The sequence below is a fragment of the Nostoc sp. FACHB-892 genome, from assembly GCF_014698795.1.
GTDB lineage: Bacteria > Cyanobacteriota > Cyanobacteriia > Cyanobacteriales > Nostocaceae > Nostoc.
In genome coordinates this window covers 97,955-119,517 of the sequence record NZ_JACJTR010000005.1, presented here as the reverse complement: position 1 = coordinate 119,517, position 21,563 = coordinate 97,955, and the positions used below count along the sequence as shown (strand labels likewise).

Annotated in this window: 5 protein-coding genes; all 5 read right to left on the bottom strand. The window is 39.4% G+C overall.

Going from position 1 to position 21,563, the window contains the following annotated elements; genetic code table 11:
- Genes H6G96_RS08905 through H6G96_RS08885 form a run of 5 tightly spaced genes read right to left on the bottom strand, consistent with a single transcriptional unit; the run spans position 1 to position 21,560 of the window.
- A complete protein-coding gene (locus tag H6G96_RS08905) occupies positions 1 to 7,911 on the bottom strand; it encodes a non-ribosomal peptide synthetase (RefSeq protein ID WP_190911121.1) in 7,911 nt (2,636 codons plus the stop codon).
- Positions 7,911 to 11,183 carry a non-ribosomal peptide synthetase gene (locus tag H6G96_RS08900; protein WP_190911120.1) on the bottom strand — a complete coding sequence of 1,091 codons (3,273 nt, stop codon included), beginning with the start codon at positions 11,181 to 11,183 and terminating at the stop codon, positions 7,911 to 7,913. The genes H6G96_RS08905 and H6G96_RS08900 overlap by 1 nt, the downstream gene beginning before the upstream one ends.
- 4 nt (positions 11,184 to 11,187) lie before the next feature.
- Positions 11,188 to 15,768, bottom strand: coding sequence for a non-ribosomal peptide synthetase (locus H6G96_RS08895; protein ID WP_190911119.1), 4,581 nt, complete (start codon positions 15,766 to 15,768; stop codon positions 11,188 to 11,190).
- Between the two features lie 30 nt (positions 15,769 to 15,798).
- Positions 15,799 to 16,809: a TauD/TfdA family dioxygenase gene (locus H6G96_RS08890; RefSeq protein WP_190911118.1), complete on the bottom strand. Its 1,011-nt coding sequence runs from the start codon at positions 16,807 to 16,809 to the stop codon at positions 15,799 to 15,801.
- Positions 16,810 to 16,823: 14 nt separating this feature from the next.
- Positions 16,824 to 21,560, bottom strand: a complete 4,737-nt coding sequence (locus H6G96_RS08885) for a non-ribosomal peptide synthetase (RefSeq protein WP_199339458.1) — start codon at positions 21,558 to 21,560, stop codon at positions 16,824 to 16,826.
- Positions 21,561 to 21,563 lie beyond the last annotated feature (3 nt).

Below are 21,563 nucleotides of genomic sequence, written 5' to 3'. Positions count from 1 at the left end.
CTAACCCAAACCCATTTCAGCAAGAACTTTTTCCAATTGATTTTCATCAAGCATTACATCAGGAAAGTCTGAAGGAGTATAACCCCCAGTATCTGGAGATAGACAATGAGCAATGAGTTCACACAGCACTTCCTTAAATTTTTCGGCTATAAATTTGACTGTACTTTGACGATGAATATTTTTGCTATAAGCCCAATCCACTCGTAGCTTGCTGTTAGTTATCAAAGCGTTGATTTCTAAAAGATAACTCCTTTGACCTCGTTGGCTCAGAGCTAATCCGCTAGATTCTTGAGCAAACTTAAACGAAGAAGACTGAGAAAATGTCTGGTCAAACTGGCCTAAGTAATTAAAAAGCACTTCAGCTTTGGGGATACTATTCAGCATTTCTGTTACTTGTTGATCATGATTTAAATAGCGCAGTATCCCATAACCAATACCTCGATTGGGAATCCTTCGCAGTTCTTCTTTAACTATCTTTAAAGCTGTCCCTGGGTCTAAAGCTGCTTCTAAATCGATGTGGACTGGAAAGATACTTGTAAACCAGCCGACTGTACGAGATAAATCTACATTCTCGAAAATTTCTTCGCGCCCGTGACCTTCTAATTCTAATAATAGAGATTGATTTCCAGTCCAACTAGCAAAAGTTTGTTCCAGTGCCGTGAGCAACACATCATTAATTTGAGTGTTATAAGCTTGTGGCACTTCTTTTAAAAGTGCGTGAGTTTCTTCGACATTTAACTCTATTGATACGATATCTTTAGAAGCTTCTATGTTTTCTCCATTGAGATAATCTACTGGCAGAGCAAAAATTTCCTTTTGAGCCAAGGCTAACCAGTAATGCTGTTCTTTCGCTAAGGCTTCTGAGTTTGCATACTCCTGTAAATAATGTGACCATTGTTTAAAAGAAGTAGTTTTCGCTGGTAACTTAACAGTTTTGCCTTGACTAAGCTGCTGATAAACTGTTTGTAAATCCTCTAGCAAAATTCGCCAAGACACCCCATCTACAGCTAAGTGATGAATGATAATCAATAAACGGCTTGCTTGATGAATACCTAAATCAAACAATGCTACTTGAATTAAAAGTCCACTGGACAAATCGAAACTTGCTTGTAATTTGGTAGCGGCTGCTTCGATAGCTGGCTGTTGTTCTGCTGCTAGTAGTGTGGAAAAATCGCATCGTGTTAACTGTACTTCACTTTCCGGTGGTGCTATTACCTGCTGCCAGCCAGACTCGGTTTGCTCAAACCTTAGCCGCAGCGCATCGTGGTGGATGTATAAATGCTGTATACTCTGCCTTAAGATATCTGGAGCGATCGCTTGTTGGGCTTCCAATAAAACAGCTTGGTTGTAATGGTGTAACTCTGGTAAATTTTGACGGAAAAACCAATGCTGAATAGGTGTCAGAGGTACTAAGCCTGTAATAATCCCTTGCTCGGCTTGAGTAGTCTCCTCAGTAGTAAGACAGACGGTAGCTAATTCAGCAATATTTTGGTACTGAAATAATTGTTTTGCAGTCAGCCGTAAACCTGCTTCGTTAGCTTTGGCAACAATCTGAATAGTTAAAATTGAATCTCCACCCAACTCAAAGAAGTTGTCTTCAACCCCCACTTGTTCTAGACGGAGAACTTCTGCCCATATTTGGGCTAATTTGGCTTCTATCGGGGTACGGGGAGCTATAAACTGTTTATCTAATTCTGGCCTAATGTAATCTGGTGCTGGCAATGCTTTTCTGTCTACTTTGCCATTTGGTGTTAGCGCTAGGGCTGCTAACTGTACAAATGTAGCCGGAATCATATACTGGGGTAGATTCTGGCCGATAAAGTGGCGCAATTCACTAATTGCAGGTACAGGTTGTTGTTTCGCTACCCAATAGGCAATTATTCGCTGTTCTTCAGCAATAACCACAGATGCTTGTACGGCTGGGTGTTGATTGATAGCAGCTTCAATTTCTCCCAATTCAATGCGGAAACCGCGTACTTTTACTTGGTGATCAATTCGCCCTAAAAATTCAATGCTGCCATCTGGTAAATAACGGGCTAAATCACCAGTTTTATAAAGACGTTCTCCCGGTTCTATAGAGAAGGGGTTAGGAATGAATTTCTCAGCTGTAAGTTCGGGATTACGCAAGTAACCCCTAGCAACCCCCACACCACCAATATAAAGTTCGCCTATGACTCCCACAGGTACGGGGTGAAAATATTTATCTAGTAAATAAATCTGAGTATTGGCGATAGGCCAACCAATGGGAACTGTCTGGTGATGTGTACTGTCAGGCGTACACTTCCAATAGGTAACATCAATTGCAGCTTCTGTTGGCCCATACAGATTGTGTAGTTCAGCTTGCAAACGAGCAAAGAAGCGTTTCTGTAGTTCGACTGATAGTGCCTCACCACTGCAAATCACACGTTTGAGAGATTTACAACTTTCTATACCTTCTGCTTCTAAAAATGCTTGCAGCATGGAAGGTACAAAATGCAGGGTGGTGACTTGCTCTTGTTTAATTACATTAACTAAGTATGTAGGATCTCGATGCCCATCTGGTCGAGCTACTACTAAACGCGCACCTGTCAGCAAAGGCCAGAAAAATTCCCAAACCGATACATCAAAGCTAAAAGGTGTCTTTTGCAATACAGAATCTGCTGCTGTTAATTGATAAGTGTCTTGCATCCACAGTAAGCGATTGCAGATACCTCGATGGCTATTCATTGCCCCCTTTGGCCTACCTGTAGAGCCAGAGGTGTAAATTACATAGGCTAGGTTTTCCGGTTGGATATTGCAGACAGGATTTTCTTTGCTTTCCTGGACAATTTGTTCCCAGTTGATGTCTAAGCAGAGTAACTGTGTTTTGTCTGTGGGCAGGTTTTCAGCTAAGTGGTGTTGGCACAGTAAAATAGGGGTTTGAGAGTTATCCAACATGAAAGCTAGGCGCTGTTGGGGATAATTTGGATCGAGAGGGACATAAGCACCACCGGCTTTGAGAATACCCAAGAGTCCAATTACCATTAAGAGCGATCGCTCGACACAAATCCCCACTAATACCTCTGGGCCAACACCCAATTTTTCCAAATAATGCGCTAGTTGGTTGGCTCGCTGATTTAGTTGGCGATAGGTAAGTTCCTCATTTTCAAATACTACTGCAACTGCATCTGGTGTTTTTTCTACCTGTTTTTCAAACAGTTGATGGATGCACTTATCCTCGGGATAGTCAGCTTGAGTTTGATTCCAACCTACTAATAATTGGTTTTGTTCATCTTCTGTTAACAGGGGTAATTCAGAAAGCCGTTGCTCTGGATTAGCAATGACACCACAGATTAATGTCTGTAAATGCCCTGCCATTCTTTGTATAGTTTGGGTATTAAATAATTCAGTACTGTACTCTAGAGTTCCTACTAATCCCTTCTCTGTCTCTCTCATGTCTAGAGTCAAATCGAACTTTGCAGTGCCACTGTCACTTTCGAGAGTACTCAAAGTCAAACCCGGTAACTCAATCTCTGAGTTTTGTGCATTTTGAAGCACAAACATCACCTGAAATAGAGTTGTATGGCTTAAGTCTCGCTGTGGCTGTATTTTTTCCACTAGTAGTTCAAAAGGCGTATCTTGGTGGGTATAAGCTCCTAAAGCTACTTCTTTGACACGATGCAGCAACTCTCGAAAACTGGGATTGTCTGCAAGATTAGTTCGCAAGACTAGGGTATTGGCAAAGAAACCAATTAACCCTTCTATCTGGCTGTGGTTACGATTAGCGATGGGAGAACCTATGACAATATCATTGCTTCCGGTGTAGCGGTATAGTAGTGTCTTAAAAGCTGCCAGCAAGGTCATGAATAAGGTGCTTCCCTGCTGCTGACTCAAAGATTTTAGCGCCAGAGATTGGTCTTTTGACAAACAGAAAGAATGTTTTGCACCACGGGAGGATTGAATAGCTGGTCGCGGATAGTCAGTTGGTAACTCTAGTACTGCTGGCGCACCATCTAGCTGTTTTAGCCAGTAAGCAAGCTGGGATTCTAGTACTTCTCCCTTCAGCCATTGCCCTTGCCAAGCTGCGAAGTCTGCATACTGAATTTCAAGTTCAGGTAAAGGAGAAGGTTGCCTCTCACAAAAAGCTTGATAAAGCGTTGCTACTTCACGCACTAGCACCTCTATTGACCAACCATCAGAAACAATGTGATGCATGGTCAATAGTGTGACGTATTCTTGTTCACTCAGGCGTAGTAATTTCACTCTTACCAGAGTGTCAGCCTCTAGGTCAAATGGTTGTTGCGCCTCTGCTAGGGCTAGTTGTCTAACCTTGGTTTCTCGTTGAGCGGGAGGTAATTCGCTCAGGTCAATTACTGATAATAACTGCGGTGTTGTTGGTGAAATAACTGCTATGGCTTGCCCTTCGACTGTCCGAAAATTAGTTCGCAAGACTTCGTGACGGCGGAGAATTTCATTGAAACTCTGTTCTAGTGCTGCTAGATTCAACTGCCCCTCTAAGCGCACAGCAGCAGGAATATTGTAAAAAGGGCTATCCGGCCCTAAATGGCTAAGAAACCATAAGCGCTGTTGGGCAAAGGATAGGGGTAATTCTTGCGATGGGCAAAGCCCCGTCTCCGACGATCGCGAAATGCGTTTGATGGGTGGTATTTCTAATCCTTTGTCGGCGTTAATCGCTATTTGAATCTCTTTCGCTAACTCGCTTACTGTTGGCAATTCAAACAAGCGACGTAAAGGTATCTCTGCCTCAAATACTTGCCGTATCTGGGATATAACACGAGTTGCTAGAAGGGAATGTCCACCCAACTCAAAGAAGTTATCGTTTACACCTACCTTTTCTAAACCTACTACCTGCGCCCAAACTCCAGCTAGCATTTCTTCCACTGGTGTGGAAGGAGCCACAAAATTGGATTCAGATATTAGCTGTGTTAGGTTAGGTGCTGGCAATACTCGTCTGTCTACCTTGCCATTGGGTGTCAAGGGTAACGCCTCTAACACCACAATAGCCGTTGGCACCATATAATTTGGCAGTTTTGACTCTAAAAAGCGGCGCAGTTCGGGAATTGTTACTATCTGCTGTGGTTGGAGTATCAAATAAGCTACTAAACTTTGATTTGCGGATTCGTCTTGGCGCACAACAACCACACTAGTGGATACAGATGGGTATTGGTTAATAGCAGCTTCAATTTCTCCCAGTTCAATGCGGAAACCCCGGAGTTTAACTTGGTTATCAATCCGACCGATGTACTCTAGTTCCCCACTAGGTAAATAACGAGCTAAATCACCTGTTTTGTAAAGACGTGCATCTGGTTTGCGGCTCAAGGGGTTGGAAATAAATCTTTGTGTAGTTAGTTCTGGTCGGTTCAGATAACCCCGCGCTAGTCCAGCACCACCAACATACATTTCACCGACAACGCCAACAGGTACAAGTTGCTGGCTTTGGTCGAGTAGGTACACCTGTAAATCTGGTATCGGACGACCAATCACGCTTTTTAAAGACTGTATCACATCTTCTTGGGTGAGGCAGCGATAACTGACGTGAACAGTAGTTTCAGTAATGCCGTACATATTTACTAATTGCGGTGAGCGATCGCTGTGTCGCTCAAACCAGGGTTTTAAGCTTTGCAGTTCTAAAGCTTCGCCACCAAAAATTACCAACCGTAGATGTAATGAGTGCTTGTCACCTAAAACTGCATCGGCTTGGATGAGTTGATAAAAAGCGGAAGGCGTTTGGTTGAGAACCGTCACTCCCTGGTGGGATAATAATTTGTAAAATTCCTCTGGCGCACGGCTGATCCAATAAGGCACAACCACTAACCGTCCACCATAAACCAGCGCCCCCCAAATTTCCCAAACTGAGAAATCAAATGCGTAGGAGTGGAATAAAGTCCAGACATCATTGCTATTAAATTCAAACCATGCTTGGGTAGCTCCTAACAGTCGTACTATATTGGAATGTTGAATTAAAACGCCTTTAGGTGTACCAGTGGAGCCAGATGTGTAAATTACATAAGCTAGGTTATGGCTGCTGACATCAGTTAATGGGTTTTCTTGGCTTTCTTGAGCAATTTTTTCCCAGTCCCTATCTAAACAGATGATTTTGGCTGCACAATCCCCTAGTTGGGCAACTAAGTTCTGCTGAGATAATAAAACTGGGGTTTGGGAGTTTTCCAACATGAAAGCTAGACGCTCTTGGGGATAGCTGGGGTCAAGGGGTACATAAGCACCACCTGCTTTGAGAATCCCTAAAATGCCAATTACCATTTCTAGGGAACGCTCGACACAAATCCCCACTAGCATTTCTGTCCGGACTCCGGACTTTTGCAAGTAATGTGCCAGTTGGTTAGCTCGCTGATTTAGTTCTCGATAGGTTAATTGCTGATTTTCAAATACTACGGCTACAGTGTCTGGTGTTCGTTCTACCTGTTCTTCAAATAATTGATGAATACACTGGGCTTGAGGATAATCAATTTCAGTATTATTCCATTCTACTAATAATTGCTGCTGCTCTTTTTGTGTTAATAAAGGTAGTTCTGTAACTCGCTGTTGGGGATTAGCAACAATACTTTCAAGCAAAGTTTGAAAATTTTCCCCTATGCGGGTGATAGTTTCAGCATTAAATAAATCAGTGTTGTATTCCCAACCTACCCTAATTCCTGAATCAGTTTCTGCTGTGACAAGAGTTAAATCAAACTTAGCATTTCCACCCTCGCTTGTTAAAGGTTCTACAGTTAAGCCTGATAACTCTACTGCCGAAATTGGCGAATTTTGTAGAACAAACATCACTTGAAACAGGGGGGTATGACTCAAGTCACGTTGGGGTTGTAATTCTTCTACTAATAAATCAAAAGGTAAATCTTGATAAGCATAAGCTGATAATGCAGATTCCCTAACTCTATTTAGTAATTCTGCAAACTTAGGATGATCTGATAAATCAGTTCGCAGTACCAAAGTATTAACAAAAAAGCCAATTAAGCCTTCATTCTCTGGCCGATTACGATTAGCAATAGGTGAGCCAACTATAATATCTTCCAGACCTGTGTAGCGGTATAGTAGTACCTTAAAAGCTGCCAGCAAGATCATAAATAAAGTGCAATCCTGCTTTTGGCTCAAGGTTTTTAAAGCATGAGAAAGTTCTGGAGATAGTTGAAAATATTGTTTTGCTCCTTGGTAAGTTTTAATCTTTGGGCGTGGTCTATCTATAGGTAATTCTAAAATAGGTAAATTCCCTGCAAGTTGTTGCTTCCAGTAATTGAGTTGAGTTTCTAAAACTTCGCCCTGTAACCATTTTCGTTGCCAAATTGCATAGTCTGTATATTGAATAGCTAATTTTGGTAATGCGGAAGGTTTACCTTGAGTGAAACATTCATAAAGTGCTGCTACTTCCCGCACTAATATATCCGTTGACCAACCATCACTAACAATATGGTGCATTGTCAACAGTAAAATGTATTCAGCTTCATTTAATTGCAACAAAGTACAGCATAAAAGTGGTTCAGATGCAAGATTAAAGGGTCGCTGAAATTCTGCATTTGCTACCCTTTGTACTTCTGCTTCACGTTCTACTAAAGCAATTTCTCTTAAATCTACTATTGGTAAAATTATAGAATGCTGTGGGACAATTTCTAAAACAGGTTGCCCATCTACAACGTTAAAATTAGTACGTAAAACTTCATGACGCTGGATAACTTCATTAAAACTATGTTCCAAAGCGTTTATATCTAGCTTACCTTTAAGTTTTAGGGTGGCAGTAATATTATAAAAGGGATTATTTGGCTCTAATTGATTTAAAATCCATAGGCGTTTCTGAGCAAAAGAAAGCTCTAACTTATCAGTATTTTTTCTTGGTGAAATTGTTTGTAATGGTGTATATTCGATATCTTCTTCTTCCAGTAATAACGCCAAAAGATCTAGTTTTTCAGCAGATAAATCCATTATGCTTTCACCTCTGTTACTGCATTGCGGTTTTGTAGTGCTTGTTTTGCTTCTTCCTCTGACATACCCTCAAGCTTTTTGAGGACTTGAGCCATTTTTTCTGTGATTCCTGGTTTGGCTTCTTTGGCAATAATTGTTTGTGCTAATTTCTCTACTGTTGGCGACTCAAATAAAGAACGCAAAGGTAATTCCATGCGGAAGGTTTCACGAATACGGGAGATAACTTGAGTTACTAATAGGGAATGTCCACCAATTTCAAAGAAATTATCATGTATACCGACTTTTTCAACACGCAGTATTTTTGCCCAGATTCTTGCTAAGATTTCCTCAACTGCGGTACGAGGTGCGACAAAAGAATCTTCTAGCTCTAAGTTGCTCTTAACTGCTGCTGGTAGTGCTTTACGGTCGATTTTGCCATTTGGTGTAAGTGGTAGAGTGTCAAGCTGCACAAAAGCTGAGGGGATCATGTAAACTGGCAGCTTGTCTTTTAAGAAGTTGCGAATTTCCGAGATTTGCAGAATGTCGTTAGAAACAATGTAAGCCACTAATCTTTTATCACCTGGGTTATCTTCTCTGATGATAACTACAGTTTTTTGAACTGTTGGATATTGGCTCAATATGGCTTCAATTTCTCCCATTTCAATGCGAAAACCACGAATTTTAACCTGGTTATCAATGCGGTCTAAAAACTCAAGATTTCCATCTGGAAGATAACGAACTAAGTCACCTGTTTTGTAAAGTCGTGCTTTTGATTCTGGGCTAAAAATATTGGCAATAAATTTTTCATCTGTTAAATCTGGACGGTTATGATAGCCTCTTGCTAAACCATCACCACCAATATAAAGTTCACCCATCACTCCTATGGGTACTGGTTGTAAATTGTCATTTAAAACATAAATTTGTGTGTTGTCAATGGGACGACCAATCAATACTTGCTGTTTGTTAATATCAATAATTTTGTAGAGAGTAGACCAAATAGTAGTTTCTGTTGGCCCATACATATTCCACACAGCAGCACATTTTTCTACTAAATGTTGCGCTAGTTGTTTGGGTAAACTTTCTCCACCACAGAGGATTTTCAAGTTTGGACTACCCTGCCACCCAGATTCTAAAAGTATCCGCCATGTTGCTGGTGTTGCTTGCATAACAGTAGCATTAGAGTTTACCAAACACTTTAATAATTGACTACCATCTGTGGCAATTTCACGGCTAGCTATGACTAACCGCGCACCAATAATTAGGGGAAGAAAAAGTTCTAAAACTGCTATATCAAAAGTAATTGTTGTGACAGATAATATTGTATCTTGGTCTGTTAGCCCTGGTTTTCCCAGCATAGAAATCAGAAAATTAACCACAGATCGATGAGGTATTTCTACACCTTTGGGTTTTCCTGTAGAGCCAGAAGTGTAAATTATATAAGCTAGGCTTTGAGTTATATTTCCATTAACTAAGTTTTCTTGAGACTGATGATAAATATTTTCCCATTCCTTGTCTAAGCAGAGAATTTGAGTTTGGTTTACTGGTAAAGCTGTTAATAAATTTTGTTGTGTTAATAAAATTGATACCTGAGCATCTGCCAATATATAAGTTAAGCGTTCTTGGGGATATGCTGGGTCTAATGGTAAGTAAGTACCGCCTGCTTTGAGGATAGCTAATAATCCCACTAGCATTTCTAAACCGCGTTCTAGAAAAATACCAACATTTACCCCAGTGCTAACACCTAAACTTGCTAAGTAGTGCGCTAGTTGATTGGCTTTTTGGTTTAATTGTCTGTAGGTTAATTGCAGACCTTCAAAAACTACCGCCACTGCATCTGGTGTTTTTTCTACCTGTTCTTCAAATAATTGATGGATGCACTTATCCTGGGGATAGTCAGCTTGAGTATTATTCCACTCCACTAGCAGTTGATGTTTCTCAACTTCTGTCAACATCGACAATGAAGCCAGAGGCTGATTAATATCTGCAATCATATTTTCTAGTAAAGCGGCTAGATGCGCCAGCATCCGGCTGATAGTATCTGAATGAAAACCTTGGCGTAGCCCGCCGCAGGCATCGCAATCGTAAGATATTCTCAGTTCCAACTCAGAACTAGGGATAGCTGTTACTGTTAAAGGATAATTAGTATTGTCAACAGAACTAATAGACTGAATTTCTAAATCTTGCATCCCATTTTTTAATGCAGTGTCAATGGGATAATTTTCAAATACTAATATGCTTTCAAATAAAGGTAAACCTCGCGGGACTTCGCTCCAGCCTTGCACCTCTACCAGTGGGCTATATTCATATTGCCGAATTTCTGCCAGTTGTGATTGTAATTTTCTCAACCAAGACAACAAAGATTCTTCAGCATTAATTTTCACTCGTACAGGCAGGGTATTGATAAACATCCCCACCATAGACTCAGCGTTGACTAAATCTGCTGGACGACCGGAGACTGTTACACCATAAACTACATCTGTTTCTCTACTGTAGCGGCTTAAAAGTAAAGCGTAAGCTCCTTGGACAAAGGTGTTAAGTGTGAGTTGATTTTGTCTTGCTAAAGATTGTAGTGCTGCGGTGGTTGTTTGCGAAAGCTTGATTACTTGCTGATTGTATTTCTCTGGTTGCCTGAATGAGTCTTGAGTATTTAAATTAATTAAGGGTGTGGGTGCTGTAACTCCCTGTAATGACTGTTGCCAAAATTCCTTTGCTTTGTTTAAATCTTGTTGTTGCAACCAACCAATATAATCGCCAAAGGAAGTATCTAATATTAAAGGTAAATTTTTACCTTGGCAAAGTGATTGGTAAATTTCTACTACTTCTTTTAAGACTAAAGCTGTTGACCAACCATCTAAAATGAGATGATGCTTACTCCAAATAAAGTAATAGCAATCATCATTACAGCGAATTAAATGCAGCCGCATTAAGCATGGTTGTGTAAGGTCAAAATTGGAGGTGCGATCGCTCTCCAAAAATTCCTGCAATTTCTGCGACTGCTCATTTGGGTTAATATCTCGCCAATCGCGCTGTATTAATGATATTTTGACTTCTCGATGCACAACCTGTAAAGGTTTTTCGATATTTTCCCAATAAAAAGCTGTGCGTAAAACAGTATGGCGGTTGACTACTTCTTGCCAAGCTTGTTCAAAGGCTACAACATTAAAACTGCCCTTTAGCGAGTAACATAACTGGACAAAATAAACAGCCGATTCGGAAGCATATAAACTATGAAAGAGAATGCCCTGTTGTAGCGGTGATAGTTCATAAATATCTTGGATACTGTCAGCTTTCATGTTGTTATTTCTCACTCCCACGGTTAATTTTTGCCAGTAAAAATTCGAGGTCTTTTTGGCTTACTTTTGCTTTAGAGAAATCAGAAGGGGTATAACCTGCTGCATCAGTCGATTGACAATGGCTAATAATTTCCCGCAGTGCTTGGACAAAATTTTGAGCAATACTTGATACTGTTTCCTCTTTGTAAATTGCTGTGCTATAAGTCCAATTTAGTTGTAGACAGCCACCTGTCACAAACCCATTAATATCAAATAAATGACGGCGGCTTCCTAAAAGACTACGTGTTACACCACTCGATTCTGATGCTAATTTGAATAAAGAAGATTCTTGTAAAACTTGGTCAAATTGTCCTAAATAGTTGAAACAAACTTCTGCTTGGGGCATAGCAGCTAAATTTTTAGCAGTATGGTTGCTCAAATACTGCAACACACCATAATCAAAACCTCGATTTGGGATACTACGAAGCTGTTCTTTAATTGCTTTTAAAGTATCCCCAATTGTACCATTTTCTAAATTCAATAGGACTGGAAACACAGTAGTAAACCAACCGACTGTACGAGATAAATCAACGTCAGTAAAAATGTCTTCTCGTCCATGTCCTTCTAAGTTAACTAACAGTGTTTTTTCTCCTGTCCACTCTGCAAACGTTTTTGCTAATGCTGTTAACAAAACATCGTTTATTTGTGTATGGTACTTGGCTGGTACTTCTTGCAGCAGTGCTTGTGTCTCAGTTTCATTGACAAATACTGAAAGAGTTTTACTTGTAGCTACGGTATTTAATCCCCTTACATAATCTACTGGTAAAGGAGAAACTCGTTTTCTTAACTCAGAACACCAGAAATCTAACTGTGAGTGTAACGTGTTTGTGTTTGCATATTCCTGCAAACGTTCACTCCATTGTTTAAAAGAAGTTGTTTTGGCTGGTAATCGAATTGCTTGATGTTGCTGAAGTTGTTCTATAGCTGTTTGCAAATCTGACAATAAAATTCGCCAGGAAACGCCATCAATAGCCAAATGATGAATGATGATTAGTAAGCGGTTCTTTTGCTGAGAACCCAAATCGAATAACGCTAACCGAACCAGTAAACCATGTGATAAATCTAAACTTGCTTGCAATTCTGTCGCTTTGGTTTCAATCGCCGCTTTTTGTTGCTCTTGGGGTAGATGAGAAAAATCGAATTTGGTAAATGGAATTTCAGGTTCAACACCAGCATTAAACGATTCCCAACCATTAGCTGTGGGGCAAAAACATAAGCGAAGTGCGTCATGCTGCGCCAGTAAATGCTGTATTGCTTGCTGTAAGATATTAGGCTCGATATTTTGCTGTAATTCTAGCAATAACGATTGATTCCAATGATCTGGTTTTGGTAAGTTTTGAGCAAAGAAGCTGTGTTGAATTGGTGTGAGAGGTACAGTACCAATTACCAACCCTTGTTCTGATTCTGCCTTTGAAGTAGTATCTGCAACTAATGCTAGCTTCGCAATTGTTTGGTGTTCAAAAATTTGCTTGGGAGTGAGGCGTAAACCGACTTGATTTGCTTTGGCGATCGCCTGAATACTGATAATCGAATCTCCACCCAGTTCAAAGAAGTTATCGTGAATACTAACTTGCTCTAAGTTGAGTAGTTCTGCCCAAATTTTGGCTAAAGCAATTTCTACTGGAGTACGCGGTGCAACAAAAGCAGCTTGCAATTCTGATTTAACTGAATCTGGTGCTGGTAGAGATTTTTTGTCGATTTTTCCATTCGCTGTTAGCGGTAAAGCTTTCAAAAATACAAATTGTGAAGGCATCATATAATCAGGCAGCTTTTGCTGGATAAAATCGCGCAATTGGGCAGATTTTAAATGTTCTTGACCAACGATATAAGCTACAAGCTGCTTTTTTCCTGGATAAGCTTCTTTTGCAACTACAACTACTTCTCGTACTTGCGAATATTGACGAAGTACGGCTTCAATTTCTCCTAGTTCGATTCGATAGCCATGTAATTTTACTTGGTCATCAATTCGACCCAAAAATTCTAAGTTACCATCAGATTGATAGCGTCCTAAATCCCCAGTTTTATAGAGTCTTGCGTCAGGTTCACTACTGAATGGATTAGGAATAAATCGCTCGTTAGTTAGTTCTGGTTGATTTATATAACCTCTAGCTACATTATCACCACCTATATAGATTTCTCCTGTGACACCCAAGGGTACAGGTTGGCAATAGTTATCTAGTAAATAGATTTGGGTATTGGCTAAAGGACGACCGAGAGGAATTGTAGTTGATGGCGTATCAGTACAAATTTCTTCTACCGGATAGGTGAGTACACCAACGGTAGTTTCTGTTGGGCCGTAGTGGTTAAGAATTTTGCATTCTGGTGCTAATTCACGTACCCGCTTAATCAAATCCCAGGTTGCGGCTTCACCACCAAGAATGAGGCGCTGACGTGGTAGAAGTTTTTCGGCGTGAGAACTTGATAATAAAGCAGATAGGTGTGAAGGAACTATCTTTAAAGAGTCTATGGTATTGCGATCGCAATATTCGGCAAATGCAACTGGATCAGTAGCACATTCCTCTGCAATAATATGCAAGCATCCACCTGTACACAACGCTGAGAAAATTGCTGTGTTACCTAAGTCTGCGGTGAAGGTAGAAACAGTGGCAAAACTGGAAGCAACTGGTAATTCGAGTTTTTCTAATATACCGTTAACATAATTGACTATTTGTCGATGTTCAACTGCAACTCCTTTAGGTTTACCTGTTGAACCAGAGGTGTAGATTACATAAGCCAGGTTTTCTGGCGTAGCAGGCTTGAGAATGTTGTTTTGAGGCGCATCATTGATATCTGCATCAATACAAACTACCTGCGCCTGAAAATTCATTGTTTCCCCAAGGTGCTTTTGAGTTAACAACACAGATACTTGAGCATCTTGCAATCTGAAGGCTAATGCTGCTTCGGGTAAAGAAGGTTCCAGAGGTAAGTAGGCTGCACCTGCTTTGAGAATGCCAAGGATACCAACTATCATATCCAAGGAACGTTCAACGCAAAGTGCGACAACAGTTTCTGGTTTGACTCCTAATGATGCTAAATGATTAGCTAAGTTGTTAGCCTTGGCATTTAGTTCTTTATAAGTCAAATGTTGATTGCCAAAAACAACTGCAATATTATTTGGTGTGCTGTTAGCCTGTGCTTCAATCCAGTGATGAATGCACTGGTATGGAGAAGGAGCAGTTTTAGTATTGTTAAATTCGTCTACGAGTTGCTGGCGTTCTTGTGGGGAGAGGATTTCTAGTTGTGCGATTGCAATTTCTGGATTATTAATTGCACTGCTTAACAAAGTTTGAAATTGTGCCGCTAAACGTTCAATATCTTCTTGCTCAAATAAGTTAGCATCATAATATAATTCTGCTGTTAGTGAATCAGCTTGTTGCCAGCATAATAATTTCACCTTGAAGCGTTCAATACAGCTATAGATTTCTTGAATAGCGAAAGATACGCCAGTAGCAAAATATTTATTAGGTTGGGATACAAATTCAAAAGCGAAAGGTAAAAAAGATGATTCTTGGCTATCTTTAGTCTCAGTGAAAAAATCTTCCGCATTAAAAAGGTCTTGCCATTGAACAACTTTATTTAAGTGTTCATCTAACTGCTTTAATATATCAGAAAGTATATAACCTTCTTGTAGTTGAATATGGATTGGTAAATATTTAGCTAACAAACCAACTGCTGGCTGTAATTCTTGGTAATTTCTCCCATCACAACACCAAGCTAAAACAGCTTCAGATTTGTTATTCAAACGCCATAGGAGAATTTGCCAGCAAGCCATTAAAACTGTCGAGATATCTACAGTTTGTTTTTGTGCGATCGCTGCAATATTATTTGTGATAGCAGAATCAAAGTTAATCTTGATAACTTTAGGTTCAAATCCTGGCTTTTGATTAATTTTTTTTTCGTTTGGTAATTTATTGATAAGAGAATTAGACACTTTTTGATTGAGCCAATACTCTTTTGCTATTTCCAGTTCTTCTCCACTTAATAATTCATTTTGCCAAGCAGCAATATCTGCATATTGTAAAGGTGTATCTTCTAGCTTATATTCCTGCAAATAAGTATCATAAGTGACGCTAATATCATGCAAAAGATGATGCAGGGATATTCTATCTGCACAAATTGTTGAGATTACTACAAGTAAAAGGTATTGATTTTCAGATTTGTTAATTACATCAATCTGGCTAGTAAAACCTTCTTTTAAATCAAAATCTAATTTATTATAGTCTTGAAATAATGCATCTATATTTGTTTGTTGTGTTTCTGTATCTAAATTCTGCCAATCATAATAGTTAAATTTTATAGATATTTCCTCTCCAATCACTTGTAAAGGAACTGCCATTCCCGCCAATGTAGGAAAGCTAGTACGTAAAATTTCATATTTAGCCCAAACATTATGTATGGCTTTTTCTAAAATTGAATGTTCAATATTTCCCTCTACTAAAACTGCACACTGAACTCGATATGGCTGATGGTTCGTTTCTTGCTGTAATAACCATAAGCGTTTTTGCTGAGGTGAAATTTGAAAGCCTTCTATTGATAGAGCTTGCATAATTATTCGATGTACTTAAATATATTTTAATTATTGACCTATATAAGGTTCCGCCATACCTACCAAAACTTTTCTCGCGCCTATAAATGGCTTACGTCCATGAGCAGCTAGCATATTATCTAGCAGTAAAATATCCCCTTCTTGCCAAGAGAATGTTACTATTTCTTGCTCATAAATTTTTTGAATTTCTTCTAATACTGAAGATTCGATTTCTGAACCATCTCCATAATAAGCGTTACGTGGTAATTCCTCAGCATTTAGTATAGCAAGCAAAGATTGACGGACTTCTGCTTTTAAGCTTGAGATATGAAATAAATGCGCTTGATTAAACCAAATTGAATCACCAGTTTGAGGATGGGTAGCAACGGCTTGACAAACTTGGCTGGTTCTCAGTTTATTTCCGTCTAACCATGTAAAATCAATACCGACAGATTGACAATATGCTTCGACTTCTGCTTTATCGTTAGTTTGAAATACAGTTTCCCAAGATAAATCAATCCCTTGTCCGTAATTACGGACATACATAATCTTTTTTTGAATAAATTGCTCTTTGATTTTTGGATCTATTCGTTGAAATATTTTACGGCTATCAGCAATTGGTGTTTCTCCACCTTGCTCTGCTGCCTTTACACAAAAGAAGGCAATTTTCATTGGCCAATTAAGAGAATAGGCCATTTCGTTATGTAGAGGGATTGCTTGATCAGGCGGATATTCTGTTGATGTGTATATCTTACCATCAACTTGGCTACGCGGAGTAGAACGATAAGAATATTCGATTAATTCTCCGGCTACAGCCTGCATGAAATTAGCAAATTCGCTATGAGTATTAACTGGAAAATTGCGAAAAAGTAAACCTCCATATTGAATTAATTGTCTCTCTATCCAGTCACGGTTGTTACTTGCCCAATTGACTAAATTAACGCCATCCACAGCAGGTTGAATAACGAGAGGTAGCTGTTGTTCAGGTTCTAAAAAATTAGTTTTGACTAAGTTTTCTGAAGAGACTGTAATTGATTTTCTTTTGAATGTTCTTAGATTCATTTTTCTATATCTAATTATGGTTGATTTTTCCCAGTAATCGCCTTGCGTTCTACTTTGCCTAACTTCTGAATCCGGGCTTGTTGTAATTCTTGATGTTGGCGAACTTGTTGTTGTTTTTCTGTTTCATGCAATAGTTCTACTAGTTGGTCAAGTAGAATATCAGGTTGTTCCACAACAGTTGTTAGTAATGTTTCTAAAATAACTGCCATGCGTGCAATCGTAGTAGCATGAAATAAATCGCTTTTATACTCAAAGAAACCTTGCATTCCTTCTGGTGTTTCTGTTAATTGTAGCTTCAAATCATGACGAACTGTGCCACTATCACCTTCTAAAATGCTGAGATTTAGCCCTTCTATTTCTAGATTTGATTTAGGAGCATTTTGGAGAACAAACCATACTTGAAATAACGGTGAATGATTTAAAGTGCGTTCTAGTTGTAGTTCTGCTACTAACTTCTCAAATGGTAAATCTTGGTGTGCATAAGCTCCCAAAGCTGTTTCTCTTACCTGTTGCAATAACTCTTTAAAGCTGGGGTTATGAGAAAGATTAGTACGTAATACCAAAGTGTTGACAAAAAAGCCAATTAATCCTTCTAATTCGCTGCGGTTACGGTTAGCAATTGGAGAACCTACAAGGATATCTTTTTGCTCTGTATAATGGTAAAGCAAGATGTTGAAAGCTGCCAGCAGTGTCATAAATAAAGTGACACCTTCTTGTCGGCTAAGAGATTTGAGATTATTGGATAATGTAGAAGAAAGGGTGAAGTAATGTTTTTGTCCTAAAGAAGTTTGCAGTTGAGTACGCGGTTTATCTGTGGGTAATTCTAAGATTGTCTTCGCATTTTCTAACTGTTGCTTCCAATAAGTTAATTGGATATCAAGCCTTTCTCCTTGTAACCATTGCTGTTGCCATACTGCATAATCAGCATATTGAATTGGTAACTCTGGTAGCAGAGAAGGTTTGTTATTTGAAAATGCTTCATAAAGTGCTGAAACCTCACGGATAAACACTCCTCCTGACCAAGCATCAGAGATAATATGGTGTATTGTCACGAACAAGATGTGTTCTTCTGGAGTGAGGCGCAAAAGCACCAACCGTAATAACGGTGCTTGTGTCAAATCAAATGGCTGCTGGGCATTTTTTGCCTCTAACCTTTGCAATTCTTGTTCTCTTTCAATTGTTTCTAAATGCTGTAAATCTACGACTAATAGAGGTATTCTTAATTCGGAAATAATCTTCTGAATTGGTCGTCCCTCAACAGTTGCAAAGCACGTCCGTAAAACTTCATGTCGCCGGACAATTTCGTTAATGCTTTCTTCCAGTGCTGTTACATTCAGTGCCCCTTGTAGTTGCACTAAGTCAAAGCCATTGTAGGCTGTTGAGTCTGGGTCTAATTGATGGAGGAACCACAATCTTTGTTGAGAAAAAGACAGTGGCAATTCTTGATTTCGGTCAGCAGGTTCTACAGAAGGGACTAAATTTAATTCAGGTTTAGCCTTCATTGCCATCTCTATATTTTTGGCAAGTTCAGCTACTGTAGGTGATGCAAATAAGTAACGTAGCGGTATTTCTACCCCAAAAGCTTTTCGTACTTGGGAAATTACCTGAGTAGCTAATAAAGAATGCCCACCTAATTCAAAAAAGTTGTCGTGAATGCCTACTTGTTCTATTCCCAGGATTTTTACCCAAATTCCTGTCAGCATTTCCTCAATTGGGTTGCGTGAAGCAACAAAAGTTTGTTCTAGTTCAGGGCGGCTTTGTTCTGGTGCTGGTAATGCCCTACGGTCTACTTTGCCATTAGGTGTTAACGGTAAACTATCTAGCAGCACAAAGGCAGAAGGAATCATGTATTCTGGCAAGTGTTGCTGTAAATAACTTCGTAGTTCGTTAATAGAAGTTTTAGCTTTTTGATGAAAAACTATATAAGCTACAAGAGATTGATTTTCATGCACAAGAATAACGGTTTCCCGTACAGCAGGATGTTGACAAAATACTGTTTCAATCTCTCCTAATTCAATCCGAAAACCTCGAATTTTTACTTGATGGTCTATTCGCCCTAAATACTCAATATTGCCATCGAATAAATATCGAGCTAAATCTCCTGTTTTATAAAGGCGACTTTCTTGTTCTTCACTAAAAGGATTAGGAATGAATTTTTCATCTGTCAAATCTGGGCGATTTAAATATCCTCTAGCTACTCCAACCCCACCAATATGCAATTCTCCAGAAATGCCAATAGGTACTGGTTGTAAATGGGAATCTAACAAATAAATTTGGGTGTTGGCAATGGGGCGACCAATGGGTATAGAAGTACTGCCGGACTCTACCTGATACACCATAGACCAGATGGTTGTCTCTGTAGGCCCATACATATTCCAAATAGAGCGATTGCTTCTGAGTAGTTGATTCGCTAAGTCGCTAGACATTGCCTCTCCACCACAGAAAATTTTGAGTTGTTGATTGCCTTGCCAGCCTACTGCTAATAGCATTTGCCAAGTCGCAGGTGTTGCTTGCATGACAGTCACATCACTTTGCTCTAGTATTTTTAATAATTGGGTTGCATCCGAGGCAAATTCACGGCTTACCAACACAACCCTAGCTCCTACTATTAGTGGTAAATATAATTCCAGCCCTGCAATATCGAAGGAAATAGTGGTAACTGCCAGTAAAACATCTTCTTGCTTAATGCCAGGAATTTGGCTCATGGAGGTGAGGAAGTTAACAACTCCTCGATGGAAAATTTGTACTCCTTTTGGTTTTCCTGTAGAACCAGAGGTGTAAATGATGTAAGCCAAATTATCAGGTGTAATTTTGGTATTCGGGTTATCTTTGCTGTGTTGAGCTATGTTTTTCCAATCAGTATCTAAACAGACAACTTGACCTTGATATGTTGGCAGTTTGGTTAATATTTTTTGCTGTGTTAATAATAGTGGTGCTTGAGAATCTTCTAAAAGGAAAGCTAAACGCTCTAGAGGATAATTAGGATCTACTGGAACATAAGTTCCACCAGCTTTTAATATCCCCAACAGTCCCACTATCATTTCTATGGAGCGTTCTAGACAAATGCAAACGCGTTCCTCTGCTTTAACTCCTAATAGCTGTAAATAATGCGCTAATTGATTGGCGCGATTATTCAATTCTTTATATGTAACTTTTTCATCTGTAAAGACTACTGCTATAGCATCAGGTGTCTTTTCAACTTGTGCCTCAATTAAATGATGTAGGCATAGTTCAAGCTGGCTATGAGAAATTTCTAAAGTATTTTGATTAAATTCTACTAATAATTGATGTTGCTCAGTGGGTGTTAATAATGGCAATTTAGAAATAGAGCGATGTGCTTCGCCCCGCTGGAAGCTATCGCAATTAGCAACTATACTCTCTAATAAAGTATGAAAATGTCCCACCATCCTGTTAATGGTGTCAGCATGGAACAACTCGCTGTTATATTCCAAAAATCCGATTAGCCCTTGCTTGGTATCTTCCACATACAAAGTCAAATCAAACTTAGCAGTCCCGTTGTCTACCATTAAAGGAGCCAAGGTTAAATTCGGCAGTTGTAGGGCTAACATTGGCGCATCTTGGAAGACGAACATCACCTGAAACAGGGGAGTATGGCTTAATGTCCGTTCCGGTTGTAGTTCTTTAACTAGCTCCTCAAAGGGAAAATCTTGATGAGTGTAAGCAGCTAAGGCTGTGTCACGTAAACGTTTCACCAACTCTCTAAAACTTGGTTCTCCAGATAAATCACTTCGGAGAACTAAAGTGTTAACAAAGCATCCGAGCAAATTTTCAATTTCGCTGTGAGTACGGTTTGCAACGGGAGTTCCAACTAATAAATCTGTCTGTCCTGTATAACGGTAAAGCAAGGTTTTAAACGCTGCTAGCAATACCATGAACAGGGTAACGCCTTCCTGTTGACTGAAAGACTTAAGTGCATCTGCGATCGCCTGCGGTATTACAATAGTTGCACGCGCACCTTGGAAGCTTTGTTGTGCAGGGCGGGGATAATCTGTTGGTAAGTTGAGAATTGGCGGCGCATCTTTGAGTTGCTGCTTCCAGTATGTCAACTGATGCAATTTATCATTTAAATATTGTCTTTGCCACAGTGCAAAGTCTGCATACTGAATTGGTAATTCTAGCAATGTTGCTGGAATATCTTGGCAGAAGCCTTGATATAGTGCTGCTAACTCTCGAAAAAAGATTTGCCATGACCAACCATCAGAAATAATGTGATGCTTAGTAAGTAGCAGAATATGTTCTTGCTTACTCAGATGAATTAGCGTACCTCGAAACAGTGGCACTTGGCTCAAATCAAAAGGTTGACGAGCTTTTTCTGTGACAATTTGGTTTACTTTAGCTTCTGAGTATATTGGTAATTCTATAGTTGTTAGAGGAAATGCGAGGTTGGGAGCAATAACTTGTAAGGTTTGCTCATCTACAATCTGAAAACTAGTGCGGAGAATTTCATGTCTTTTAATAATTTCATTAATACTTTTTTCTAAAGCTAGAGTGTTGAGAACACCCGTAAGACGCAATAAACTAGATTCATTATATAAAGGTGTATCTGGTTGTAGCTGATGAAGCAGCCACAACCTCTCTTGAGTTAATGATAAATATAAAATATCTGATGCTGTTCTTTTAGTAATTGATGTTGATTTTTTAAATTGTAAGTTTTTTTCTTTTAGCCGCATTTCAAACAATGCTCTTTGTTCGGGAGATAAGGCGGCAATTCTTTCATTAATATCTTTCACAGC

What these genes read in the sequence shown, in the direction of transcription:
- H6G96_RS08900 (WP_190911120.1), bottom strand. Translation starts at nt 11,183, where the DNA reads ATGAAAGCTGACAGTATCCAAGATATTTATGAACTATCACCGCTACAA.
- H6G96_RS08905 (WP_190911121.1), bottom strand. Translation starts at nt 7,911, where the DNA reads ATGGATTTATCTGCTGAAAAACTAGATCTTTTGGCGTTATTACTGGAA.
- H6G96_RS08895 (WP_190911119.1), bottom strand. Translation starts at nt 15,768, where the DNA reads ATGCAAGCTCTATCAATAGAAGGCTTTCAAATTTCACCTCAGCAAAAA.
- H6G96_RS08890 (WP_190911118.1), bottom strand. Translation starts at nt 16,809, where the DNA reads ATGAATCTAAGAACATTCAAAAGAAAATCAATTACAGTCTCTTCAGAA.